This is a genomic window from Gluconacetobacter entanii, assembly GCF_013155425.1.
Taxonomy (GTDB): Bacteria; Pseudomonadota; Alphaproteobacteria; order Acetobacterales; family Acetobacteraceae; genus Novacetimonas; species Novacetimonas entanii.
In genome coordinates this window covers 1-24,270 of record NZ_JABJWD010000006.1, presented here as the reverse complement: position 1 = coordinate 24,270, position 24,270 = coordinate 1, and the positions used below count along the sequence as shown (strand labels likewise).

At 65.1% G+C, this 24,270-nt stretch carries 23 protein-coding genes; 11 read left to right on the top strand and 12 right to left on the bottom strand.

Features of this window, described 5'->3' with window-relative positions; translation table 11 throughout:
• Positions 1–40 precede the first annotated feature (40 nt).
• From HNH97_RS01730 to HNH97_RS01720, 3 genes are all read left to right on the top strand, one after another.
• Positions 41–799, top strand: coding sequence for an SDR family NAD(P)-dependent oxidoreductase (locus HNH97_RS01730; protein WP_110912077.1), 759 nt, complete (start codon positions 41–43; stop codon positions 797–799).
• A gap of 9 nt (positions 800–808) precedes the next feature.
• Positions 809–1,747, top strand: a complete 939-nt coding sequence (locus HNH97_RS01725; RefSeq protein ID WP_244949227.1) for a polyphosphate kinase 2 family protein — start codon at positions 809–811, stop codon at positions 1,745–1,747.
• Positions 1,748–1,844: 97 nt separating this feature from the next.
• A complete protein-coding gene (locus HNH97_RS01720) occupies positions 1,845–2,336 on the top strand; it encodes a DUF3465 domain-containing protein (protein ID WP_171789679.1) in 492 nt (163 codons plus the stop codon).
• Between the two features lie 119 nt (positions 2,337–2,455).
• Here the strand turns inward: HNH97_RS01720 and HNH97_RS01715 are convergent, their stop codons facing one another.
• The 7 genes from HNH97_RS01715 to HNH97_RS01685 all read right to left on the bottom strand — a co-directional run bounded on the left by HNH97_RS01715 (position 2,456) and on the right by HNH97_RS01685 (position 10,821).
• Positions 2,456–3,334 (bottom strand): TIGR01459 family HAD-type hydrolase, encoded by an 879-nt coding sequence (locus tag HNH97_RS01715; protein ID WP_171789678.1) that lies wholly within the window; start codon positions 3,332–3,334, stop codon positions 2,456–2,458.
• Positions 3,331–4,407: a quinone-dependent dihydroorotate dehydrogenase gene (locus tag HNH97_RS01710; protein WP_171789677.1), complete on the bottom strand. Its 1,077-nt coding sequence runs from the start codon at positions 4,405–4,407 to the stop codon at positions 3,331–3,333. The genes HNH97_RS01715 and HNH97_RS01710 overlap by 4 nt, the downstream gene beginning before the upstream one ends.
• Positions 4,408–4,453: 46 nt before the next feature.
• Complete coding sequence (locus HNH97_RS01705; protein WP_171789676.1) at positions 4,454–5,662, bottom strand: L-dopachrome tautomerase-related protein; 1,209 nt, start codon at positions 5,660–5,662, stop codon at positions 4,454–4,456.
• Between the two features lie 210 nt (positions 5,663–5,872).
• On the bottom strand, positions 5,873–7,189 hold the full coding sequence (locus tag HNH97_RS01700; RefSeq protein WP_171789675.1) for a c-type cytochrome: 1,317 nt from the start codon (positions 7,187–7,189) through the stop codon (positions 5,873–5,875).
• Positions 7,186–8,973: a GMC family oxidoreductase gene (locus tag HNH97_RS01695; protein WP_110912070.1), complete on the bottom strand. Its 1,788-nt coding sequence runs from the start codon at positions 8,971–8,973 to the stop codon at positions 7,186–7,188. Before HNH97_RS01695 ends, HNH97_RS01700 begins: the two co-directional genes overlap by 4 nt.
• 1 nt (position 8,974) lies before the next feature.
• Positions 8,975–9,670 carry a gluconate 2-dehydrogenase subunit 3 family protein gene (locus tag HNH97_RS01690; protein WP_244949226.1) on the bottom strand — a complete coding sequence of 232 codons (696 nt, stop codon included), beginning with the start codon at positions 9,668–9,670 and terminating at the stop codon, positions 8,975–8,977.
• 233 nt (positions 9,671–9,903) lie between these two features.
• Positions 9,904–10,821: a hypothetical protein gene (locus HNH97_RS01685; protein ID WP_171789674.1), complete on the bottom strand. Its 918-nt coding sequence runs from the start codon at positions 10,819–10,821 to the stop codon at positions 9,904–9,906.
• A gap of 501 nt (positions 10,822–11,322) precedes the next feature.
• On the opposite strand from HNH97_RS01685, the gene cbiB reads away from it, so the two are divergent.
• A complete protein-coding gene (gene cbiB, locus HNH97_RS01680; protein ID WP_171789673.1) occupies positions 11,323–12,339 on the top strand; it encodes an adenosylcobinamide-phosphate synthase CbiB in 1,017 nt (338 codons plus the stop codon).
• On the opposite strand, the gene HNH97_RS01675 is transcribed toward cbiB, so the two are convergent.
• The 3 genes from HNH97_RS01675 to cobU are packed head-to-tail and all read right to left on the bottom strand — an operon-like array spanning position 12,334 to position 14,959.
• Positions 12,334–13,812 (bottom strand): cobyric acid synthase, encoded by a 1,479-nt coding sequence (locus tag HNH97_RS01675; protein WP_171789672.1) that lies wholly within the window; start codon positions 13,810–13,812, stop codon positions 12,334–12,336. The genes cbiB and HNH97_RS01675 overlap by 6 nt on opposite strands.
• Positions 13,812–14,420, bottom strand: coding sequence for a cob(I)yrinic acid a,c-diamide adenosyltransferase (cobO, locus tag HNH97_RS01670; RefSeq protein ID WP_110912066.1), 609 nt, complete (start codon positions 14,418–14,420; stop codon positions 13,812–13,814). The genes HNH97_RS01675 and cobO overlap by 1 nt, the downstream gene beginning before the upstream one ends.
• On the bottom strand, positions 14,417–14,959 hold the full coding sequence (cobU, locus tag HNH97_RS01665; RefSeq protein ID WP_171789671.1) for a bifunctional adenosylcobinamide kinase/adenosylcobinamide-phosphate guanylyltransferase: 543 nt from the start codon (positions 14,957–14,959) through the stop codon (positions 14,417–14,419). Before cobU ends, cobO begins: the two co-directional genes overlap by 4 nt.
• A gap of 113 nt (positions 14,960–15,072) precedes the next feature.
• Between cobU and cobT the strand changes: the two genes are divergently transcribed.
• Both cobT and cobS read left to right on the top strand, forming a co-directional pair.
• Positions 15,073–16,071, top strand: a complete 999-nt coding sequence (gene cobT, locus HNH97_RS01660) for a nicotinate-nucleotide--dimethylbenzimidazole phosphoribosyltransferase (protein ID WP_110912064.1) — start codon at positions 15,073–15,075, stop codon at positions 16,069–16,071.
• Positions 16,068–16,835: an adenosylcobinamide-GDP ribazoletransferase gene (gene cobS / locus HNH97_RS01655; RefSeq protein WP_171789670.1), complete on the top strand. Its 768-nt coding sequence runs from the start codon at positions 16,068–16,070 to the stop codon at positions 16,833–16,835. Before cobT ends, cobS begins: the two co-directional genes overlap by 4 nt.
• A 28-nt stretch (positions 16,836–16,863) precedes the next feature.
• Here the strand turns inward: cobS and HNH97_RS01650 are convergent, their stop codons facing one another.
• On the bottom strand, positions 16,864–17,469 hold the full coding sequence (locus HNH97_RS01650) for a histidine phosphatase family protein (protein WP_171789669.1): 606 nt from the start codon (positions 17,467–17,469) through the stop codon (positions 16,864–16,866).
• 322 nt (positions 17,470–17,791) lie between these two features.
• On the opposite strand from HNH97_RS01650, the gene HNH97_RS01645 reads away from it, so the two are divergent.
• Both HNH97_RS01645 and HNH97_RS01640 read left to right on the top strand, forming a co-directional pair.
• Positions 17,792–19,054: a restriction endonuclease gene (locus HNH97_RS01645; protein ID WP_171789668.1), complete on the top strand. Its 1,263-nt coding sequence runs from the start codon at positions 17,792–17,794 to the stop codon at positions 19,052–19,054.
• Positions 19,055–19,187: 133 nt separating this feature from the next.
• The gene (locus HNH97_RS01640) at positions 19,188–19,484 is read left to right on the top strand and encodes a putative quinol monooxygenase (protein WP_171789667.1); all 297 of its coding nucleotides are present in this window, start codon (positions 19,188–19,190) and stop codon (positions 19,482–19,484) included.
• Positions 19,485–19,529: 45 nt separating this feature from the next.
• Here the strand turns inward: HNH97_RS01640 and HNH97_RS01635 are convergent, their stop codons facing one another.
• On the bottom strand, positions 19,530–20,405 hold the full coding sequence (locus HNH97_RS01635) for a hypothetical protein (RefSeq protein WP_171789666.1): 876 nt from the start codon (positions 20,403–20,405) through the stop codon (positions 19,530–19,532).
• A 152-nt stretch (positions 20,406–20,557) separates the two neighbouring features.
• Between HNH97_RS01635 and HNH97_RS01630 the strand changes: the two genes are divergently transcribed.
• From HNH97_RS01630 to HNH97_RS01620, 3 genes are all read left to right on the top strand, one after another.
• Positions 20,558–21,340, top strand: a complete 783-nt coding sequence (locus tag HNH97_RS01630) for a GntR family transcriptional regulator (RefSeq protein WP_171789665.1) — start codon at positions 20,558–20,560, stop codon at positions 21,338–21,340.
• The gene (locus tag HNH97_RS01625; protein WP_110912059.1) at positions 21,337–22,743 is read left to right on the top strand and encodes an amino acid permease; all 1,407 of its coding nucleotides are present in this window, start codon (positions 21,337–21,339) and stop codon (positions 22,741–22,743) included. The genes HNH97_RS01630 and HNH97_RS01625 overlap by 4 nt, the downstream gene beginning before the upstream one ends.
• 381 nt (positions 22,744–23,124) lie before the next feature.
• The gene (locus tag HNH97_RS01620) at positions 23,125–24,123 is read left to right on the top strand and encodes a hypothetical protein (protein ID WP_244949225.1); all 999 of its coding nucleotides are present in this window, start codon (positions 23,125–23,127) and stop codon (positions 24,121–24,123) included.
• Positions 24,124–24,270: the final 147 nt, after the last annotated feature.

Here is a 24,270-nt window from a genome sequence, read left to right as displayed (position 1 = left end):
GTCCGCCATGACCCCCATCACACAACGAAAGGATCATCCCATGTCGAAGATCGCCCTTGTCACCGGTGCAACCGCCGGTTTTGGAAAGGCCATTGCCGAACGCCTAGTGCGCGATGGATATCGCGTCATCGCCACGGGCCGGCGCCAGGAACGGCTGGATGCACTGGCGGCACAGTTGGGCAAGGCGCTGCTGCCCCTGCGCCTTGACATGATGGACAAGGCCGCGATCGCCTCCCTGCCCGACGCGCTGCCCGCCGAGTGGCGGGAGGTCGATATCCTTGTGAACAATGCCGGCCTCGCCCTTGGCATTTCCAAGGCGCAGGAAAGCGATATCAGCGACTGGGAGCGCATGATCGCAACCAATGTCACCGGCATGGTGGAACTGACGCGCGCGCTGCTGCCGGGCATGGTTGCGCGCGATCGCGGGCATATCGTCTCGCTGGGCAGCACGGCCGGGATCTATCCCTATGTCGGCGGCAACGTCTATGGCGCCACCAAGGCGTTCGTGGAACAGTTCATGCGCAACCTGCGCTGCGACCTGCTGGGCAGGAATGTCCGCGCCACCAACATCGCGCCCGGCCTGTGCGGCGGCAGCGAGTTCAGCAAGGTGCGCCTGCGTGACGATGCAAAGGCTGCGGCCGTTTACGAAGGCACGCATCCCCTGCTGCCCGATGACATCGCGGAAACGGTATCGTGGGTCGTGAACCTGCCGGCGCATGTCAACATCAACCAGATCGAGATGATGCCGGTCTGTCAGGCGGCCGGTGGCCTGTCCGTCGTCAAGGGCATGAAGGACTGAGCCGTATCAATGCAGGACAGGACCAAGAGTACCAAGACCCAGCCCGACGCGGCCACAATCGCGGCGCAGGCTGAACTGGCGACACGTTTTCGCATTACCGATGGCACGGATTTCAGGCTTTCGGCCTGCCCGACACGTGCGGCGCAGGACTGCGGGCTGGAAAAGAAAGGCGGCAAGCGGCGGCTGTATGAACAGATCGGCCGCCTGTCGGAACTGCAGGCGCGGCTGTATGCCAATGGTGAATGGTCGATGCTGATCGTGCTGCAGGCGCTGGACGCGGCGGGCAAGGATGGCGTCATCAAGCATGTGATGTCCGGCATCAATCCCGAAGGCGTCAATGTCACCTCCTTCAAGCAGCCCGGCCCGGTCGAACTTGCCCATGACTATCTGTGGCGCGAACATCTGGCCCTGCCGCAGGGCGGGCATATCGGCATCTTCAACCGCAGCCATTATGAAGAAGTGCTGGTCACGCGGGTGCATCCCGAGATCCTTGAAAACCAGAAGATCCCGCCACAGCTTCGCAAATCACCCACGCTGTGGGACGACCGGTATCGCGACATCCGCCATTTCGAGGAGTATCTGGCGCGGCAGGGCACGGTGATCGTCAAGTTCTTCCTGCACCTGTCAAAGGACGAACAGCGCAAGCGTTTCCTGTCACGCATCAACCATCCTGAAAAGAACTGGAAATTTTCAGCCGCCGACATCCATGAACGCGGATACTGGGACAGTTACCAAGACGCCTATGAACAGGCGATCCGCAATACGGCCGGCCCGCATGCCCCATGGTTCGTGGTTCCGGCGGACCAGAAATGGTTCGCCCGCCTGGTGGTGATCGAGACGCTGATCGCAGCGCTTGAGCAGCTTGACCTGCAGATGCCCAAGCTTGACGCCACCGCGCGCGCGGAAATGAAAAAGGCCCGCCAGCAACTGATGGCCGAAAAGACATAGAACGTCACAGCCGCATATAACGCATGCGTGTGCGGGTCATTGACGCGCACACGCATCCCACGCATGGAAGACATGTAGTGACAGAATGAGGACTGTGATGTCGGCACGCTTAACCCTGCTGCGCTCCTTTTGCGCGGGCGCCATGATGGTCACCGCCGCGCAGGTGATGACCAGCACGACCGCGCATGCGTGGGGGGAGTCCGTTTCCCCCAGTTGTGACAATCGCAGGTTCCTTGAGGACCAGCGCAGGTTCGAGAACGAGGAACGCCACAGCCGCAATGCCGACCTGCCCGAACATGTCTGCGGCCGGGTCATCGCCGTCTCCCGCGCGCGCCGGACCCGCAGTGGCTGGCATGGCTATTTCTATGTCGATGTCGGGTCGGGAATTTCCATCCGCATCGTCTCCGACCTTGACCGCATGGAGGCCCCGCAATGGCCGTGGGTGGCGAAGGGCGATGATGTGGATGTGGTCGGACGCTATTACTTCGACAACCTGCGCAGCCAGGGTATCGACTGGACCCATCATGGCACCAGCCGGAACTGGCCCATCGCGGGCTATGTGACGGTCAACGGTCACCGGTACGAATAAAAAGGCCCCTTAACAATAAAAGTTTTTGGTGAAGCTTTTTCCAAAAAGCTTCAAAGAACGCCGCCTTTTTAAAAAAGGCGGCGCCCAGAAACTTTTATCTGTCTATCGCGACCCCTCGCCTACCACCGGAAGGACGGCACGCACACCGCCGGATCAAGCCCCGCGCCATGGGCTTCCTCCACCGCGAGGGCGTAATCGGCATCGCGCCCCTCGGCCCAGCTTCCGCCCAGCATTTCCTGATGGATACCGCCCAGCACCCAGCAGCCATCGACGCCCGCGCCCTTTGCGCCGCGCATGTCGGTGGCAAGGGAGTCGCCCACCGCAAGGATGCGTGACACCGGCAGGTCCATCATGCCCGCCACAAGGGCATAGACCTCCGGATGGGGCTTGCCGATCCAGCGCACCTCCCCGCCCTGGCTTTCCTCATACCGACTGGCCAGCGCACCGGCGCACAGCAGGCGACGGTTGCCACGGATCACCTGCTGGTCAGGGTTGGCGCAGATCATCTTCAGCCCATGTCTGGCGCACTGGTCCAGAATCGGCAGATAGGGCGTAATGTCCTCCTCCCCCCGGTCGGCATCTGGCCCGGTATTGAGGATGAAATCCGCCTGCGCCGGGTCTTCCACCACATCGAGGTCCAGTCCCGCGAACAGGTCTACATCCTTCTGCGGCCCAAGGTGGAGCATCCGCCGACCCAGTTGCGCGAACCATGGGTCGGTGCGCGACTGCAGCATCCGGCGCGTGCATTCGCCGCTGGTCATCAGCCCTTCATACAGGTCGTCGCCAATGCCCATCGCCCGCAGGCCCCGCTGCACCGTGTCGGACCGGCGCGGGGCATTGGACAGCAGGATCACCCGCCTGCCCGCCTTGCGTAGCTGCCGCAGGCATTCCGGCGCACCGGGATACGGGGCGACGCCGTTATGGATGACGCCCCACAGGTCAACGATATACCCGTCATACCGATCCGCCACAGGGGCGATTCCGCTGGCTTCCTTCACGACAGGGCGGTTCCTTTCGCATCGGACAGGGTTTCGAACCCCTGCAGGCGCAACGCCGTCAGCGTCTCGCGCTTCAGGCGCGACAGGATCGCCGGCCCTTCATAGGCATAGGCGGTATAAAGCTGCACAAGGTCGGCCCCCATGCGTACGCGCTCCACAATGTCCGCACCGCTTTCGATACCACCGCACGCCACCAGCGTCAGGCGTCCCTTCGCCGCCCGGGACACGTGCGCCAGCGTATCGCACGACAGCGGCGTCAGCGGACGCCCCGACAGGCCGCCGGTTTCCGTGGCATAGGCGCTGCGCAGGCTGCGCGGGCGCGAGATCGTGGTGTTGGTGACGATCAGGCCCTGCGCACCGCCCGCGATCGCGGCCTCCACCACATCGGGGATATCGTCGCGCGCCATGTCGGGCGACAGCTTGACCAGCAGCGGCGGACGTTCGGGATGGGCGGCGGCAATCGCATCAAGGATGGATTTCAGGCGCGATGCCTCCAGCAGGTCACGCAGGCCCGGCGTATTGGGCGATGACAGGTTGATGACGATGTAATCGACATAATTCTTGATGCGGCTGACCAGCAGGGGATAGTCGCGCTCCGGGTCCGCGCCGGTCTTGTTGATGCCAAGGTTCGCGCCCACCGGCACCTTTGCCCCCACATGCCGGCCCGACGCGCTGACGCGGTGCAGGCGCGCCATGCGCACGGCAAAGCGGTCGATGCCCTGGTTGTTGAAGCCCATGCGGTTGATGATCGCGCGGTCTTCCGTCAGGCGGAACAGGCGCGGACGCGGATTGCCCTGCTGCGGGCGCGGGGTGACGGTCCCGGCCTCCACGAAACCGAAGCCCGAACGCGACAACGGACGCACCACCAGCGCGTTCTTGTCGAACCCCGCACCAATGCCGATCGGGTTCGGAAACCGCAGGCCCATGGCGCGAATCGACAGGGCGGGATCGTCCCGGGCCGGGTCCGATACGCCGCCAAGCCCGAGTTGCAGGGCATTGAGGGCAAGCTGATGGGCGTCCTCGGGATCAAGGCGCCGGATCAGGGGCATCATCATGCGCGACATAATATTCATGACCGGGATTTTTGCCGCAATTCGTCCCAAAGGGAAAGGGGCGTGCCTATTTCACATGCAGCGCATCGACCGCTGCCGCCGGGTCCGTGGGAAAGCGGATCAGGTAATAGGGAGGCACCCGCAGGTCATGCCCCCCGTTCAGCCCGCCAAGCCGGTTCCACTGCCCCAGCGTGCAATAAACGTCGCCACCATCGACAAAGATCCCGTCCGGCGACAGCACGCGCGGATCGCGCACCATGGTGTCGAACGACCCATCGACATTGCGGCGGAAGATGGCGTCATGTTCGAAATTGGTGGTGTAGATGCGCCCCTGCCCATCGGTGGCAAGCCCGTCGGCCACGCCCTTTTCCCCTTCGTCACGCACGGCCTGCGCCAGTTGCGCCTCGGTCGTGGAAAAGTCGGACAGGAGCGCCGTGGGAATACTGTAGAGCCGCCTGCTGGTCAGCGGACAGAAATACAGCGTGCCACTGTCGGGGGAGAGCGTAATTCCGTCCGCCCCGCCCCAGACGAAGGCGGGTTTGTGCCGGGGGGGATCGAACACCAGCGGGCGGCCTTCGACCACGGCCATGAAACCGCGCTCCGCCTGTGTGGCGTGATGCTGCGCCAGTACCCGGCGCTGCCGCCCGGTGGCGATGTCAACCACAACCAGCGCGGGCGACATGCCGAACGAGGAGTCCGTGACATACACCGTCCCCGCCGCCCCATGCGTCAGGTCCACGCGCAGGTCGTTCATGTGGCTGTCGGGCAGGACGATACCGGGACGCAGCACGATATTGGAAAAAATCGTGTTGGTGGCGGGATCAATCCCGATCACCTTCGCCGCCCCCGGCGCCAGCGGCAGCCCCGCGAGCTTGCCATCGTCAATGCACCACAGCCGCCCGCGCGTATCGGTGGTCATGCCATGGACCGACATCAGGCGCTGCGCGGGCGGGCGGTCCGACGGCAGGCTCCATTGCGCATCGGGATAGGCATGAAGCCCGTCATCGCGCAGTTCCGCAAGCGTGGCCCCCGTATGGTTGACGGCATGGCGGGGGAAGCCGACAAAGATGCGCCGTCCCGGTGTCACCGCAACCCCTGATGGGCCGGGACCGTCAAAACGTGCCACGACCTCGAACGGGCCTGCCGAATTGAGGCCGTGATCGCGGTTCGTGCCCTCTGTTGCGACGGGGGCGGCATGGGCGCGTCCCGCCGCACGCGCCAGTGCTGCGGCAACACCCATGGAAACGGCTGTCCCCAGTAATGAACGACGCTTCATGAGTGTTCCTTTCCCGCTTGCCATCCTGCCTGAAAATCCAAAGAAGTTTTTGGTGAAGCTTTTTTCAAAAAGCTTCGAAAGAACGTCGCCTTTTTCAATCAAAAGGCGACACCCAAAAAAACTTTTATAACTTCATCAGGAAGCCGCCTGCCCTTCCCCGCCACAGTGACGGAGCCTCACGGCAGGGACAACCGCCCCGCCCCATCACGATCAGTTCAGGGGCTGGCGCGCCGGGGGGGCGTCCCCGCTGCCTTTCAGGGAACGCCGCACCTCCGCGACCTCCGCCGCGCTGACCTGCGGCACGTCATTGCCCCATGACTGGCGGATGAAACTGACCACGTCGGCCACGGCCCGGTCGTCCATGCGTGCCGCGAAACCGGGCATGACAAAGGCGGACGGCGCCTGATGGGTGGCGCGCAGCACACTGCCCGTCAGCACGATGCGGATCAGCGACGTGGCGGAGGCATCCATCACCACCGGATTTCCCGCAAGCGGCGGGAACGTCGTGGGATAGCCACGCCCGTCGGTGCGGTGGCAGGCGGCGCAGTTATCGACATAGGCCCGCGCGCCACGCGCCGACAGGTCGCCGGCATGCAGGGAGCGGCCCGTCGTTTCATCATACTGCCACGCGCGCGCCTGCGGGTGCGCGGGCGGCAGGGATTTCAGGTAATGGGCGATCGCCCGCAGGTCATCATCGCTCAGATGCTGCGTGCCGTGGCGGATCGCATCCGTCATCCCGCCAAAGGCGGCGGCATGCATGACGCGGCCGGTCTGCAGGAAGGTCACGATGTCCTCCTCGCTCCACCGGCCAAGGCCCTCGCGCATTTCCCCGCGCAGGCTGACGGGATTCCACCCGTCCACCGCGCTGCCGCCCGACAGGTACAGTGGCCCGTCCACCGCCGTCAGGGCCTTTTCCTGCATCGCGATGCCGCGTGGCGTATGGCAGGCCCCGCAATGGCCCGGCCCCTCCACCAGGTAGGCCCCGCGCGCCAGTTGCGGATCGGCGAAAGTCCGCACGCCCTGCGCACCCGACGGGGCGAACATCATCCGCCACGCCACCAGCGGCCAGCGCATCGACAGCGGCCAGACAATGTCATTGGGCGCAACCGGGGTGGCGACAGGGGCAACGCCCTTCATGAAATAGACATACAGCGCATGCACATCCGCATCCGTCATGTGCGCATAGGACGGATAGGGCATGGCCGGATACAGCGTCGCCCCGTCACGGCGGATCCCCTGACGCACCGCGCGGGCGAATTCCACCTCGCTATAGCTGCCGATACCCGCCTTGGGATCGGGCGTGATGTTGGACGCGCGGATCGTGCCCATCGGCAGGTGGAACGCCAGCCCCCCGGCAAAGGGCTTCCCGCCCGGCAGGCTGTGGCACGCGGAACAGTCCGCGGCGCGCGCCACATACTCCCCCGCTGTGACCTGCGCCTGCTCCCCGGCGTCATCCGCCGCCCGCGCGGGAGCAGCGCCCCATCCGGCAAGCCCCAGCAGCAGGGCAAGGACACGCCCCCCCTTCACAGTGACACCAGGGGGCCGGGATTTTTCAGGTAGGTCTGCCGGATATGATGCGCCGCCCAGTAGGCAAGGGCCGCGACCATGCCGGTCGGGTTGTATCCCGTCCCCTGCGGAAACGCATTGGCGCCGATGACAAACACATTCGGCACGTCCCACACCTGCAGGTAACGGTTGAGCGCACTGGTGTTCGGGTCCGTCCCCATCACCGCGCCACCGCCCAGATGCGTGGTCTGGTATTTGCGCGTGTCGAACGGCACGCCGAATTCCCGCTTCGTCAACTGCACCTGCCGCGCGCCCATCGCACGCGCCACATCGCCAATGCGGTCCACCACGTAACGGTTCATGCGGATATCGTTGTCTTTCCAGTCGAACGTCATGCGCAGCAGAGGCAGGCCATAGGCGTCCTTCCATGTCGGGTCGAGGTCGAGGAACACATCGCGATAGGCCATGTTCGCCCCGTGCGCATCGATGCGCAGGGAATGGCGGTAGGTATCGACCAGTCCCTTTTTCCACGCACTGCCCCAGCGCGGCGTGCCCGGCGGGCCGCCCGCCTGTGCCGCGGCGATGGCCTTCACCCCCGCCTGGTTCACCCATACGGGCGATCCCCCGACAAATCCCAGCGGGCCATGGTCGAAATTTTCGCTGTTGAAATCATCGAATGCGACACCGCCACCGCCGGTACCGACGAACTGTTCGGTCTCGATCCCCTGATCCAGCCAGACCATGCTGGTCGTCACGTTCTGGTAGACGAAGTTACGCCCCACGACGCCTTCGTTGGCGACAGGATCATAAGGTTTCCCAATTCCCGACAGCAGCATGAGCCGGACGTTATGGAACTGGAACGCGCTGAGGATCACCAGTTCGGCAGGCTGCGTCCATGTCCGCCCTTCGCGATCGGCATAAGTCACGCCCGTGGCACGGGTTTTCGTGCTGTCCATCTCCACGCGCAGGACATTGGCATGCGTGCGCAGTTCAAACAGCGGGTCACGCCGCAGGACCGGCAGGATGTTTACGTTGGGCGATGCCTTGGAATACATGTAGCAGGCATAACCGCTGCAATATCCACAGAAATTGCATGGCCCCATCTGCGCGCCATAGGGATTGGTATACTGCGCCGATGCATTGGCCGCAGGCATGGAATAGGGATGGAAGCCCGCCTCCGTCGCGGCCTTGCGGAACAGGTGCGCGCTATAGACGTCCTTGAGCGCGGGCAGCGGGAACGGCCCGGAACGCGACGGGGAGAAGACATTGCCCTGCCCCACCACCTTGCCATTGATCTTGTAAGGTTCCCCCGACGTGCCGAACACCTTTTCCGCGCGGTCGAAAAATGGTTCCAGTTCGTCATAGGTGACGCCGTAATCCTGAAGGTTCATGCCTTCGGGAATAAAGGATTTTCCATACCGCTCGATCACCTTCGAACGCAGGATAAGGTCATCGGGTGGCATGCGGAAATGCACGCCAGACCAGTGCAGGCCCGCGCCGCCGACGCCCTCGCCCGGCAGGAACGCGGCCATGCGCCGGTATGGCAGGGCGCGCTGGTGGATATTGTTCCTGATTGTAACGGTGTTTTTCGAAAGGTCCTGGAACAGGCGATAGCGGAAATTGCCCTCCAGTTCATCAATCGAACCGGGATAGGCCCCCTCGACGGCGGTGCTGCGGTCGGGACCGCGTTCGAGCATGACGACATTGCGCCCGGCCTCGGTCATTTCCTTGGCCATGATCGAACCGGCCCAGCCACCCCCGACAATGACGACATCGACGGGTTTCAGTCGCGTTGCATCATCCATGTCAGGCGGTCTCCCCGGAAATCGAGACGGTCCCCAGCGGATATTTCACGCCATACTGGTCCACCCAGTCCATGAAGTCGGCACGCGCACCGGGGAAGCCGATCATGGTCCATGACCGCAGTCCGGCATTCCCGCCATGGATGGGATCGGCAAACGCGCCTTCCATCGTATTGGACAGCAACTGTTCAAAAAACTGTGCGGCGGGCAGGTCGGGAAACATCATTTCCCCCTTTTCCATCATGGCCAGGACTTCATCCTGACGTTCGGGGGACAGGGCGGCGAAATCCGCACCATCATTGTGCTGGCACCATGCATTGGCGCCCGCGATCCCCCGGCGATAGACCTCCCGCGGGGGATAGGGCAACTGGTAGCCAAGGTTGGCCGGCCCTTCGACAAAGGGTTCGTGCATGTACCACATCTCCCCCCGGCCATAGGGCGTATCCATCTGCAGGTCGATGAAGCGCGGCACGCCAAGCGCCACCCCGTCCGGCCCGAGCGCATCATGCGGGATCAGGCGCGCACACGCGGCGTTGAGAAATTTCCATTCGGCAGCGTCAAAGAATACCGGCGTATGGGACATACCGGCCGTGGGGGCACCGGCACGCGCCACGCCATACGGCATCGCCACCAGTGCGGTGGTGCCAGCCATGACCTGCATGAACGTGCGACGGGAAGGGAGGGCATGCGACCTGTTCATCGAGATGTCATGTCTCCATCATTACGGTCTGGATGCAAGGGGGACATCGCCATGCCTGCCCCATACTGGCCGATCCATGCCAGCAAATCATTGTCATATCCTGAACCATTCGTCCCGAAAATGAAACGACCCGCCACACGGGGCGGGTCGCATCATCGGGGACAGTATCTCCCACCCGCGTGCCAGCAGCAGGCGACGCGCGGGAAGGGTCCATCAGAATAGTGGTGGCGGAATCAGCGTCCCTTGCGTTCCGCGGCCAGACGTTCAAGGCGCACCTGCTTGCGCAGCGCACGGGCCTCGCGCCATGCCTCCACGGCGGAACGCTTCACCTTCGGCGCACGCTCGGCCGCCTTCGTGCGACGCGCGGGTGCGGCGGCCGTCTCGGCCTTCGCGGGGGCGGCCTTTTTCGCGGGCGCCTTTGCCGTGCGGGTTCTGGTGGCCTTGCGCGCGGGTGCTGGCACCGCGACTTCTTCCGCGTCTGCCGCCTTTGTGGTGCGGCGTGTCTTACGGGTCGCCTTTGGCGCGGGGGCGGGTTCCTCCGCCACATCGGCCACGGCCGCCTTCCGGCGAGCCGCACGCTTCGGCGCGGGGGCGGCAACCGCCTCCACAGGGGCCGTCTTTGCCTTCGCCTTGCGGGTGCGGCGTGCAGGCGCCGCGACTTCCACCGCCTCGACCTCGACTTTCACCGGGGCGGGTGCTGCCACGCGACGCTTGCGGACTTTCCTGACCGGTGCGGCAGGTTCCTCAACCGGTACGGGGGCTGCGGCACGACGGCGACGCGGCTTCACCTCTGCCGCAGCGGGTGCTTCCGCCACGGCGGCAGGGGTGGCGCGCCTGCGACGGGTGGTGGTTTTCTTTTCCGCCACGCTGTCCCCGACCGGGGCGGCGGGCGCTGTCGTTGCGGCGGCCTTGCGACGGCCCTTGCCCTTGCGCGCCGGCACGGCTTCGACCACTTCCTCGATCAGTTCGATCTGGACGGGTTCGGCCTGGGGCACGGTTTCGGTTTTCTTCTTCCGTGCAGGGCGCTTTTTCGGAGCGGACACTTTCTGTTCCACGATTTCAGCTTCCTCGACGGCCCTGGCGCGACGGGATGCGCCTGCGGCTACCGTACGCCGTCCCTTGCGAACGGTTGCCTTTTTGTTGTCTGCCATACACTCCACCTTTGAGAATATAAATGTATGTATCCCATCATCAACCCGGTGCATGACATCGCAATCGGCACCGCCCGCACCGTTCCCGACCGGATGACAGATCACGCCCCGACGATGCTTTTCATCGCAGTGACCTGCTGTTGGGCTGACATTACAAAACACGCAACTGGGACATTATGGATATACCAGAATGTTCCTTCATTGCGACGCGAAACCTGACAATGTCAAGCGAATGTGGAATAATCCGGCTGTTTTTCTTAATATCAAGCGTAACAATCCGGAACGTAAAAACATGACGCGGCAGTATCGCGCCAGGATGGCCGCCATCACGAATTTTCTATATCCGATGATAAAATCATCAGTTTTTTGATATGAAATGAATTTCCATTCCCCCTGCGGACATTTCTGCCCCACGCTGGGAACAGACAAGCCATGTGTACAGGTTGGACATATTCGTTCGCCTGCCTTGACCATACCCGTGCGGCACAATATTGCGCGCCCATGAAGATCGTCCTTTTCCCTGGCCGCAACCTTTCGACGACTGCCATCGCCGCGGCATGCGACGCCGTTGCCGGATATCCGCAGCGCCTGGTGCAACGGATCGGCCATCCCGTCATGTGGATCGGACGGCTGACGGACATGCTGGACCGGCGACTGAACCGCGACACGGATTCCGATCCTGTCAGGTACCGGAACGGTTTTGTGGCAATGTCGATCATCGCGACCGTCCCGTGCGCGACCGTGGCGCTGGTGCAGGTGCTCGCCTTTCGCCGCCTGCCGCCACCACTTGCCATCATCGCGGGCGGAATCCTCGGCAGTTCGCTAAGCGCGCAGCGTTCATTGTGGGAGCATGTGCGCGCCGTCTCCATCGCCGCGCGGCAGGGATTGCCACAGGCGCGCGCGGCAGTTTCCCATATTGTCGGACGCGATCCCGCGCAGCTTGACGAGGCGGCGGTCATGCGCGCGGCGGTGGAAACACTGGCCGAAAATTTCTCGGACGGTATCGTCGCCCCCCTGCTGTGGATGTCGCTGGGCGGCCCGGCGGGGGCGGTGTTCTACAAATCGGTCAATACCGCCGACAGCATGATCGGCCACCGCACGCCACGCCATGACCGTTTCGGCTTTGCCGCGGCAAAGCTGGATGACCTTGTGAACCTGCCCGCATCACGGCTGTCGGCGGTGTGGATCCTCCTTGCCGCCATGACCATGGCGGACATGGATGCGCGCGGGGCATGGCGCATCCTGCGGCGCGATGCGGGCCACCACCGCTCCCCCAATGCCGGATGGCCGGAGGCGGCGATGGCGGGTGCGCTGGGCGTGCGCCTGTCGGGACCGCGTTCCTATAACGGGGTGGTCTCCCACGAACCATGGGTCGGTGACGGGCGCGCGGACCTGACGCCGCACGACCTTGACCGTGCGCTCGCGCTGTACCGCCGCGCCTGCATGCTGCAGGGCGGCGTGCTTGTGGCGCTATCGGTCATGCTGCGCCGTGCGTGGCGCGCACGTCGCCCGTCATGAGGCAACCGGGCGCGCCAGTTCCAGCAGGGCGCTGATATCGACATGGCGTTCCAGATGATCGGCCAGCGCGTCGAGCGCATCTTCCACCGTCCCATCATGGTCGCGCCCGCCTGATTGCGCGCCAAGCCGTGCAAGCAGCGCCCGGCGCGCCGCGCCATCGGCCAGAAGCCCGTGCACGTAACTGCCCCACACGCGCCCCGAACGCGCAACTGCGCCATCGGCATGCGTGCCAAGGTCGATCAGGGGACGATCCACATGGTCCGGCCCGTCGGTGACGCCCATGTGCATTTCATACCCGCGCACCGCAACGCCTTCGGGCAGCAGCCTGCCCGACACGTTTTCCAGCCGCTTGTCCCCCGACAGCACGGTCTGCACATCCAGCAGCCCAAGTCCCGCAACGCGACCGGGCGGTCCCTCGATCCCCTGCGGGTCGGCCACATGATGGCCCAGCATCTGGTATCCGCCACAGATCCCCAGCACATGCCCGCCACGACGCACATGGGCAAGGATGTCGATATCCCACCCTTCCCCGCGCAGGGCGGCAAGGTCGGCGATTGTCGCCTTCGACCCCGGCAGCACCACAAGGTCGCATGGCGGCAATGGCTGCCCGCGCGCGACAACCGTCAGGACGATACCGGGTTCGGCGCGCAGGGGGTCGAGGTCATCGAAATTGGCGATCATCGGCAGCCATGGCACGACCACGTGCAACGTCCCCTGCCCCATGCGCCCATGCCCAGTGCGTCCCGCGCGCAGGTCGGCCGCGTCCTCCGCCGGCAGGTCGCGGACGCGGTCAAGGAATGGCACAAGCCCCAGCGCGGCCCACCCCGTATGACGTGCGATCGCATCCATGCCATCGGCGAACAGGGACGGGTCGCCACGCATGCGGTTGACGATGAACCCACGGATCCGCGCGGCATCGCGTGCATCCAGCACGGCCTGCGTGCCGACGAGGCTTGCGATCACGCCGCCCCGGTCGATATCGCCGATCAGCACGACGTCAATGTCCGCCGCCTGCGCAAAGCCCATGTTCGCGATATCGTCGGCGCGCAGGTTGACCTCCGACGCGGAACCCGCGCCTTCGACCAGCACGAGGTCACATTCATCGGCAAGGCGGGCAAAGGACTGCAGGACCTCGGGCATCAGGCCACGCTTGAAGGACTGGAAATCGCGCGCATGGACCTGCCCGCGCACCTGCCCGCGCACCACGAGCTGCGATCCCGTCATCCCCTGCGGCTTGAGCAGGACGGGGTTCATGTCCACGCCCGGCGCCACACCGCAGGCACGCGCCTGCAATGCCTGCGCGCGGCCGATTTCGCCGCCATCGGCGGTGACGGCGGCATTGTTGGACATGTTCTGCGGCTTGAACGGCCGCACTCGCACCCCACGCCGCACGCACGCGCGGGCAAGGCCCGCGACCAGCACCGATTTCCCGACGCTTGATCCCGTGCCCTGGAACATCAGCGCGCGCGCCATCAGAATTCGATCCCGGCCTGCGCCTTCACGCCATCTTTGAAATGATGCTTCACCAGCCCCATCTCCGTCACGAGGTCGGCGGCCGCGATCATGGCCGGGCGCGCGTTGCGGCCCGTGACGACGACATGCTGCATCGGCGGACGTGCGGCGATGTCGGCGATGACCTCCTCCAGCGGCAGGTAGTCGTAGCGCAGCGCGATATTGAGTTCATCGAGGATCACCAGCGCCACATCCTCCCGCCGCAGGGCCGCGCGCGCCTGTTCCCATGCGCGTTCGCACGCGGCGATGTCGCGGGCGCGGTCCTGCGTGTTCCATGTAAATCCCTCGCCCAGCGCATGCCATTCCACAAGGTCGCCGAATTTTTCCAGCGCGATGCGCTCCCCCGTGTTCCATGCGCCCTTGATGAACTGGATCACCACCACACGCCCGCCATGCGCCACCGTGCGCAGCGCCATGCCGAACGCCGCCGTGGACTTGCCCTTGCCGGGGCCGGTATGGACCGCAAGCAGCCCCTTCTCCACCGCCTTGGCCGCGACCTCGCGGTCCTGCACTTCCTTGCGCTTGCGCATCTTCTCGCGGTGGCGTTCCGCGTCGGGCATATCGGTCATTTCATCTCCATCGGCAAACCTGCCGCCACAAACACCACGTGCCCGGCCTCCCGCGCAATGGCCTGATGCAGCAGGCCTGCCTCGTCACGGAAACGGCGCGCCAGCGCATTGTCGGGCACGATGCCCAATCCGACCTCGTTCCCCACCAGCACCGTGGGGCCGGCCCTGCGCCGCAGGGCGGACAGCAGCCCCTCGCGCGCGGCCACGATATCGCACCCGTCAAGCAGCAGGTTCGTCAGCCACAGCGTCAGGCAGTCCACCAGCACGGGCCGGGCGCCCGCCGCGTCCAGCACCGGGGCGATGTCGCGCGCCTCCTCCACCGTGTCCCAGCCTTCGGCCCGACTGGCACGGTGATGGGCGACGCGTTCGCGCATTTCCGCGTCATACACACGTGACGTCGCAACATAGGTCCATGGGCGTGGCCAGCGTGTGACAACCCCTTCGGCGAAACTGCTTTTTCCCGAACGCGCCCCACCCAGCACCAGCACGGCGCCCGCCATGCCGCACGCGGCACCCGCCGTCCCATCCGAAGCCTGCATTAAACCCCTCCGCCATCTTGCATCGCGCGGCATAAGACCACACAACTGCGTCTATGCCACCCCATGCCTCCAGCGCTGCCACGGCAGCTTCCCTTCCGCAGCGCCTGACGTCGATGACGCAACTCCGCGCCGCATGCCGCGACATGCCGCCCCCCGACGCCAGCATTGACGCCCTGATCGCCGAACGCGACCTGACGCTGACGAAACCACCGGGCAGCCTCGGGCGGCTGGAACGGCTGACGGCATGGATGGGCCGCTGGCAGGGGCGTGCGCGCCCGACGCTGGATCATGTGCGCATCATCGTCTTTGCCGGGAACCATGGCGTCGTGGCGCAGGGCGTCTCCCCCTGGCCCGCCAGCGTCACCGCGCAGATGGTGGCGAATTTCGAGGCCGGGGGCGCGGCCATCAACCAGATCGCCCGGATCGGGCAGGCCGAACTGCGGGTCGTGCCCCTGATGGACCTGCATCCCACGGCGGATTTCACCCGCGCCCCCGCCATGACCGAGGCCGCGTTCCTTAACGCCGTCACCACCGGCATGAACGCCGTGGGGGAGGAAACCGACCTCCTGTGCCTTGGCGAGATGGGAATCGGCAACACCACGGCGGCGTCCGCCGTTGCTGCGGGCCTGTTCGGTGGTCACGGGGCGCAGTGGGCCGGGCGCGGCACCGGGCTGGACCGGGCGGGCGTCGTGCACAAGGGCAGCGTGATCGACCGTGCGCTGGCCCTGCATGAAGGCGTGCTGGACGATCCGCTGCTGGTGGCGCGGATGCTGGGGGGATACGAACTCGCGGCGATCATGGGCGCGGTCCTTGCCGCGCGGTGGCGCGGGATTCCGGTCGTGCTGGACGGGTTTGTCTGCACCGCCGCCGCCGCCCCGCTGGCGCGCCTGCATGCCCGTGGGCTGGATCACACCGTGCTGTCGCACTGTTCCGCCGAAAGCGGGCATGTGGTGCTGGCGCGCGCGCTGGGGCTGTCGCCGCTGCTGGATTTCGGCCTGCGCCTGGGCGAGGCCTCGGGCGCTGCGCTGGTCATCCCGCTGCTGCGCAGCGCGCTTGCGTGCCATACCGGCATGGCCACCTTCGCACAGGCACGGGTCAGCGGCCGCGCATGACCGGCGCGCTGGCACGCCTGCGCGCGGATATCGTCTGCGGCGTGGGGCTGCTGACACGCCTGCCGGTGGGTGTGCTGGCGCGCGACGGACTGCCGTATTCCATGACGCGCAGCGTGTGGACATGGCCGACCATCGGTGCTGTGTGCGGCCTGCTTGGCGCGGGAATGTTCATCGCACTGTCGCACCTGCGCATCGCGCCGCTGCCTGCCGCGGCCCTTGCGGTGGCGGCGCAACTGCTGCTGACCGGTGGCCTGCATGAGGACGGACTGGCGGACATGGCGGACGGGTTTGGCGGCGGGAAAACACGCGCGCGCAAGCTGGAGATCATGCGCGACAGCCGCATCGGCAGTTACGGGATGATGGCGCTCTGCCTTGCGCTGCTGGCGCGCGTGGGGGCGATCAGCACCCTTCCGGCGGGGCTGGCGCTGCTGGTGCTGCCGGTCGCAGGCGCACTGGCGCGCGTGGCGATGGCGGGCGTGCTGGCCGCGCTGCCCCCCGCCCGCACCGATGGGCTGGCCAGCACGATGACGCGCATCCCCCTGCCCGCGCTGGCGGCATGCATGCTGCCGCCGCTCGGGCTTGCGCCGTGGCTGCTTGGCGCATGGGCGGGGGGATGGGCGATCCTCGTCACACTGGCCATGGGGAGCGCGATGGCGGCCCTTGCCTACCGGCAGGTGGGCGGGCAGACGGGCGATGTGCTCGGCGCCGTGGCGTGCCTTGGGGAATGTGTCCTGCTGGCGGCCATACCTGCGGCCCTTGCATAAGGGACATTCCTTTGTGACTGCCGCGGGGTCAGGTCAGGGAGGGCATGGCCATGCCGGGAGCGCCACCTCCGGCCATGGGGACGGGATGGGCGCGCGCCTGCATGACATGGACGCTGCCCATCGGGGGGGCATCCGCAAGGAGCGAGGCCACATCCCCGCGCGCCAGCGCACGCATCAGGCGCAGCGGCCCCCCATGCGTGACCACCGCGCACGCACGCCCCTGCCGCACGATATCGTCCCAGAACGCGCCCACGCGCGCGCGCAGGGCGCGGCCATTCTCGCCTTCCGGGAAGGTGAACCCCTCCACATCGCTGGCCCATGCATCAAGGGCGGGGCGGGGCACGTCACGCCACAGCATGCCTTCCCACCGGCCGAAATCCAGTTCGTGCAGGCGTTCGTCAATGCGGATTTCCAGTCCCAGCGCAGTTGCGATCCGTTGCGCGACAAGGCGGCAGCGCGTGGCGGGGGAGGTAAAGATGACCTCGCACCCGATTCCGCGCATGACCGCCTTCATCCCGTCGGCCACCTGTTCCCACCCGGCATCAAGCATCATGTCGGCACGGCCGTAACAGCGTCCCAGCGCGTCCCGGACCGCAGGATGCCGCGCGAGTGCCACCAGAAATTGATTATCCATGCGCCCTGTCCCGCCCACGTCCGCCAAAAACCGCCCGCAGGTTCCGACAGGAACACCCCGTACGCCATACCCGAAGGGATGGGGCAGATATCCGGTGGACACATGCCCGCCGCGCAAACGCCGGGGAACGGGGTGGCGCGGCGCGGACCTCGCTTAAATGTTATGTGCGCGGCACGCGGTCACATGCCGGAAAGGGGCCGCCCCTCAACTTTACAGATATGGATATCTTCTGCATATCTGCGTTGTTTTCGCACAAATCGTCAGAAATCATCTATATGCTGGCCACCAACCCTGCGGTGGACGGGGCAAGACGGAGAAAAACATGCGGATATGGGCATTTGCCTGTCTGCTTCTGTGCCTGCCTGTCCATGCCCAGGCCGGCAGCACCTACCGGGTGAAGCACCCGAGTATCGCCTGTGGCGATGACTTCGCCCTGAAGGCCCTGAACGACCGGACCAATCAGCACCTGACCGATCCCCAATGGCGGCAGGCCACGATGGTGCAGGGCCAGTGCTACACCGTAACACCCGACATGCGCTGGGAAAAGATCGCCAACCGTAACGGGCTTCCGCTGCTGCGGCGCAACCCGCCGATCGCGGGGATGCCGCCGCTATACTTCATGGCGTCCGACATTGCCGACATCACGGCTCCCCCCCCGGCATCCGGCAGGCCCGCCGACACCGCCACACCCGCGCCCGCACCGGCAAAGCCCGCCGACGTCACGGACCCGCAGGCCACCGACAGCGCCGTATCACCGCAGGCCGCGCCGGTCATCATCACCCATACCGACCCGCCGGCACCAACGGACCTGTTCTTCATGACCGGGGGGTTCCAGAAACTGGGCTCAATGCTGCTCTCCGCGCTGCTTGCCCTCGGGGCGGGATGGGTATTGTGGGTTGTCTATCGCATGATCATGGCATTCGTGGGGCGGCGTGCGGCCCTGCGCCAGGCCACGGCGCTGGTGGAACGCAATGCCGGGCTGCTGATCCAGCGGCGCCTGCACGCGCATGAGGGGCAAGCCGCCCATGGCCATGCCCCCGCGCAGCAATGGCAGCGCGAGGTGGACCGTTTCTGCCGCACGACCCTTATGCCCGCCCTCGCCCACGAGGGGCGGGAGCAGTACTGGGCCGCGATCGAAAGAAAGGTGCTGGTCTGCATCGAGGCCGTTTCCACACGCGCACGTCCCCGCCCCGACCTGCGCCTGGTCACGGCCCCTGTCCCCTACCACGCGGACATGACGTGCGCGCAGTATGTCAGCTACTGCATGGGGCTGCTTGAAAAGGCGGGCTGGGATACGCGCATGTCCGCAAACGCGGGACAGGCCGCCACGGTGATCGTGGCGACGAAGGATGGCCTGTCGATGGTGGTGCAGTGCTGGACCGAACGCCGCCCGGTGGAGGAAGACATCGTGCGCCAGTGCATCGCGGCGCGCGCGGGCCTGTCGGCACGGATCGCGGTTGTCGTCTCCAACGCGCCATACACGCAGCAGGCGATACAGCTTGGCAAAAGCAGCCGTGTCTTCGTGCTCCATCACGAGGAACTGCAGAAATTCGCAAGCCAGGTCGAAGCCCCGCAGGTCGCCTGAGGCCACCGCCGCGATGGCGGCGGGACGCACGTCATTGAACTTTCCGGCCCATCAGGACATAGGGACAATGGTCCGACCTTTGCCGGGCCTGTATCCGGGGCACCATGTCCCGGTATTTTATGGAGAGTCGTGCATGAGCAAGCAGATCACCGTCGTCGCCATCGCGGAGGCCAGGCCCGGATGCGAAGCACAGGTGGAAGCCGCCATCGCTGCCTGCGTCCCGCCATCACGTGCGGAGGCCGCCAATGACGCCTACGTCCCCCATCGTGACAGCGCCAACCCGTCGCGTTTCGTGTTCGTCGAACGCTGGGCCAGCCGCGAAGCACTGGCGGAGCATGAAAAGACCCCGCATTTCCAGGCGATGGCCCGAAGCTTTGCCCCGCTGCTGGCAAAGCCGCTTGAAATCATGATCCTCGACCCGATCGGCTGATCGTGCGGCACCGCGGCCCCTTGATCCGCTCGCCCCGCCGCGACGTCAGTTATGTCCCTGGCGGGCCGCCAGCGCATTGAAACACAGCGATATCCCGTGCGCCTGTTCGGGCTGCCCGTCCCAGAAGGTCGTGTCATTGGGACGTTTCTGCCCCGTGATCCGCATGGCGCAGTAATCGAACACCGCACGGCTGTCACGTAGCCCGAGGCAGTGCAGGATGTTGGAAAAACTGACATCCTCGCCCTGCGCATGCGACGCCCGCGCCGTCACGTACGAACCGCAGCGTTTCAGGGCGTCCGATGGCGCCCTGAGCAGCAGGATCTGCCGATAGGCCTCCTCCTCGCGCTGGATGCAGACCTGTTCGCCCGGAACGCCGGGGGGATGGGTCGCACGGCAATGCGCCTCCACCTGTCCGCGCACATATCCCCCTTCGTCCGCCGACTGGGCCCAGTTGGTGTCCGTGGTCCTGCGATAGGTCAGCACCGCCGCCCGCCGCGCGGGATCCACCAGCGCGAAATCCAGCGGCCGCGACCCGCAATACAGCGTCATGTGATACGTATCGTCGCCTGACGGACCGGAAGCCGCATGCCCGCCCGTATTGTCAAAGACAAGGTAGAGCGGGTGCAGCGGCGCAGGACAAAGGGGACGGCCCGACGGCATCAGCGGATTTTCATTGTCCAGCACACGATAGACAAGGCCGTCGCGCATGTCGGCATCGACGGGCTGCACGTCCATCCTGCTGCCGTTGGTGAAATCCAGCGCCGTTTCCGACAGCCGCACATCACCCGTCATGTGCGTGGTGCGCGCGTCGGTCGCACGCAGCACGAAATACCGGGGCGCGCCGGACGCAAGTTCGTCGGCGTCGAAACGCTCGTCCTCCGCATGGGCCGCGCACAGCGTCCCGACAAGGAACAGAAACATACAAAGCAGTCCGCGCAGCACCACCATCACACCCCATGATCCGCGCTTTCGCGCATGGCCCCGCCTCGATACCGTACCCCACCGGGCGGCACAATTTGTTGTCAGGCCCCGCCTGCCCCCGCAGTACGGCCGTGCCCTTGTCAGACATGAAGATGTCTGACAAGTTCGAGCGCAACCCGGAACAACACGACAGGGCAATGAACGAAGCTTTTCCCGTGTATATCGAGCGTGTTATGCTGCGTGCCATCATGGCGCGCCGCCTTGTGCCGGGCACCTGCCTGAGCGAGGGGCGGCTTGCCTTCGCCTTTGGCGCGTCGCGCGCAACCGTGCGTGAGGCCCTGGTCCGGCTGCAGGGACGCGGGCTTGTGCATGTGGTGGCGAAGCGCGGATGGTTCATCCCCGAACAGGGATGCGACGAAATCCGCGCAACCTGCGAGGCACGGCGGATCATACAGACGGGCATCCTGACTCTGACGGTCCCGCTGTCGGCGCAGGATGCGGCCTCCGTGCGCCATCACCTTGCGCGGCAGCACGCGGCGCTGGAAGATGGCGACATCAGCCACACATGCTTCCTGCTGGCGGATTTCCATGTCTGCCTGACGCGCCTGATCCACAATCCGGCGATGACGGAAAGCATGCGCTCCCTCATGGCGCGATCCTGCCTTGCACGCGCGACACCGACGTTCCATACCGCCCGGGCAGTGCACGCAGCGCACACCGCCATCATGGAGGCCATGGGCGATGGCGACATGCCACGTGCGCGTGCGCTGCTGCTGGAACGGATCGAGGCAAGCGCAGTCCCACCACCACATGACAGTCCCCATCCCCCGGACCTGAGGGCGGCACTTGCCCCGGTCCTTTATCGTATCGAGAGGGAAAAGGCCCTTTCGTCCCCTGCCCCCATTTCCCATCGGCAATCGGAAACACAAGCATGAACCCTCCCGCCCCCTCTCCCGAAGACGACGTGCATATCCTGCCGGATGGGGAAGACGAAGGATATCATAAGGGCCTTGGCAAACGTCAGATCCAGATGATCGCCATTGGTGGGGCGATCGGCACCGGCCTGTTCCTTGGCGCGGGATCGCGACTGCAGATCGCGGGACCGTCGCTTGCGATCGTCTATCTGGTGTGCGGGTTCTTTTCGTTCCTGATCCTGCGTGCGCTGGGCGAACTGGTGATGTATCGCCCCACCTGCGGCAGCTTCGTGTCCTATGCGCGCGAATTCCTTGGCGAGAAGGCCTCTTTCGTCGCGGGATGGCTGTCGTTCCTGAACTGGGCCATGACGGGCATTGTCGATATCACCGCCGTGGCGCTGTACATGCATTTCTGGGGCACGTTCGAACATGTGCCGCAATGGGTGTTCGCGCTGGGTGCGATGGGCATCGTCACCAGCATGAACATGATCGGCGTCAAATGGTTCGGGGAGATGGAATTCTGGTTCTCCCTCATCAAGGTCGTGGCGCTGTCGCTGTTCCTTGTCGTCGGTGCGGCGGTGCTGGGCCTGCGCGTGCCGGTGGGCGGGCATACCACGGGCTTTCACCTCATTTCCGAAAATGGCGGGCTGTTTCCCCATGGGCTGATCCCCGCGCTGATCCTGACGCAGGGCGTGGTCTTCGCCTATTCGGGGATCGAACTGATCGGCACCGCCGCGGGCGAGTGCGAGGACGTGCGCACCGTCCTGCCGCGCAGCATCAACAGCGTCATCTGGCGCATCGGCCTGTTCTATGTCGGGTCGGTCATCCTGCTGGTCTGCCTGCTGCCGTGGACGGCGTATCATGCGGGTGTCAGCCCGTTCGTCACGTTCTTTCAGGCGCTGGGCATCCCGGGCATCGACACGGTCATGAACATCGTCGTGCTGACCGCCGCCCTGTCGAGCCTGAATTCCGGCCTGTATTCGACCGGCCGCGTGCTGCGCGCCATGTCGCTGGGTGGCACGGCACCGCGTTTCCTGTCCTACATGAACAGCAATTCCGTGCCTGCGGCGGGGATCGGGCTGACGGTTGCGATCTACCTGATCGGCGTGGTGCTCAATTACATCGTGCCCAGTCAGGTCTTTGAAATCGTCCTCAATTTCGCGTCCGTCGGCATCATCAGCACGTGGATCTTCATCCTGCTCAGCCAGATCAGGCTGCGCCAGGCCATTACACGCGGCGAGATCGCGCCCACAGGCTTTCCCATGCCCGGCGCCCCCGTCACGGCATGGCTGTCGCTCGGCTTTCTGGTGTGCGTGCTGTTCCTGATGCTGTGTGACTATCCCGCCGGCACCTCCACGATCGCGGCGACCCCCATCATCGGCGCCATCCTTGCGCTGGGATGGTACATGCTGCGGCGCAAATAAAACCCACCTTTCAGGGGGAAATGGCAGCCATTCTTTTTAAGCTGTTGTTTCACCCGGGCTTTTATCTTTTCTTTCCCACCATGGCAGGACCTGACCCGGTCCTGCCCGGCCCGACCCGTGGCGCAGGAGCGCGACAGGCGGGCGATCATGGATATGTGGTGGAAAGCAAGAACCGTCATGATGCCCTGAAATGCAGCGCCCCGCCGCAGCCCCTCCCATCATGAACCGCACGGACAGGCCCGCCCTGTTTCCACACGGGTTCCCTGCCTGTCCTGCGATATCGAGTCCAGCCTATTGCCCGCCCACACAGACCATGGCGCCCCCCATGGACACATACCCGACAGATGCCTGACCACTACGCAGCGCCATCCATGCAGCGCCATGCGGCATGCATGGATTGCCTTTGCCGCCATCATCATGCTGCCGCTGTGTGACGCCCGGGCAGCGAATACCGGCAATGGTACGGCCGGTGGGTCACAGGCGCAGGAACGGACGTATGAACAGTGGTATACCGGCTCCCTCGTCTCGCCCTCCGGCGCGCTGACGCAGAAGGGCGTTTTTGCGTGGGAACCCTATTTCACCTACAGCACGCCGACAGGTTTCCTCGATAGCGGGGGACATGGTCGCCCCATCCATGACGGCATGCGCGAGATTTCGAATTTCACGCTGTACAAATACGCAATTACCGATTCCATCAGCGTGCAGACCACACCCACCATCAGCTACGGGTGGCGCAGGCATGGCGACACCACCAGCGGGGCGAAAATGGGCGACCTGCCCGTGGACCTGATGTGGCGTTACCTGAATGCGGATCCCCGGCGTTTCATCCCCGCACTCAGCATCTTTGCCGGCATCGCCTTTCCCACCGGGGATTACCGCAACCTCGGCCGGAGCGAGGACGGCGTGGGCAGCGGGGCCTATACCTTCCGCCTCGCCATGACGGAGCAGTCCACCTACGTCCTGCCCGGGCACCATGCGCTGCGCCTGCGGGTATGGGGGACATGGCGGCGCGCGCTGGGTGCCGCACGCATCACCAACACCAGCAGTTATGGCACGACGCCGGGATTTCGTGGCGCGGCGCATCCCGGCATGTATGGGGAGGGTGGGTTTTCGCTGGAATACGGCATCAGCCAGAGATGGGTGCTGGCGATGGACCTCGCCCGCGACTGGGCTGACGGGGCGTACGTCCATGGCCACGATGCGCAGGGCCATCTGGTACGCAGCACGGGCGAGGCTTCGGGCGACTGGATGATCGCCCCGGCCATCGAATATAACTGGTCACCGCGTTTCGGCATCATTGCCGGTGTGTCCGCATTGTTCGCCGGGCACAACACGGCGCGCGTCCTGTGCCCGCAATTCGCGTTCAACAGCGTGTTCTGATGGACGCGGTAGGATAATGGACGTTTTCAGGCGCCCCCTTTTTTCAGAAAGGCGGCATCTTTCGAAGCTTTTTGGGGTCTGTTGGGAATTAACGCGAATTGATGATTGCGGCGGTGAGATAAATCATCGCTGCGAATGATCTGTCGG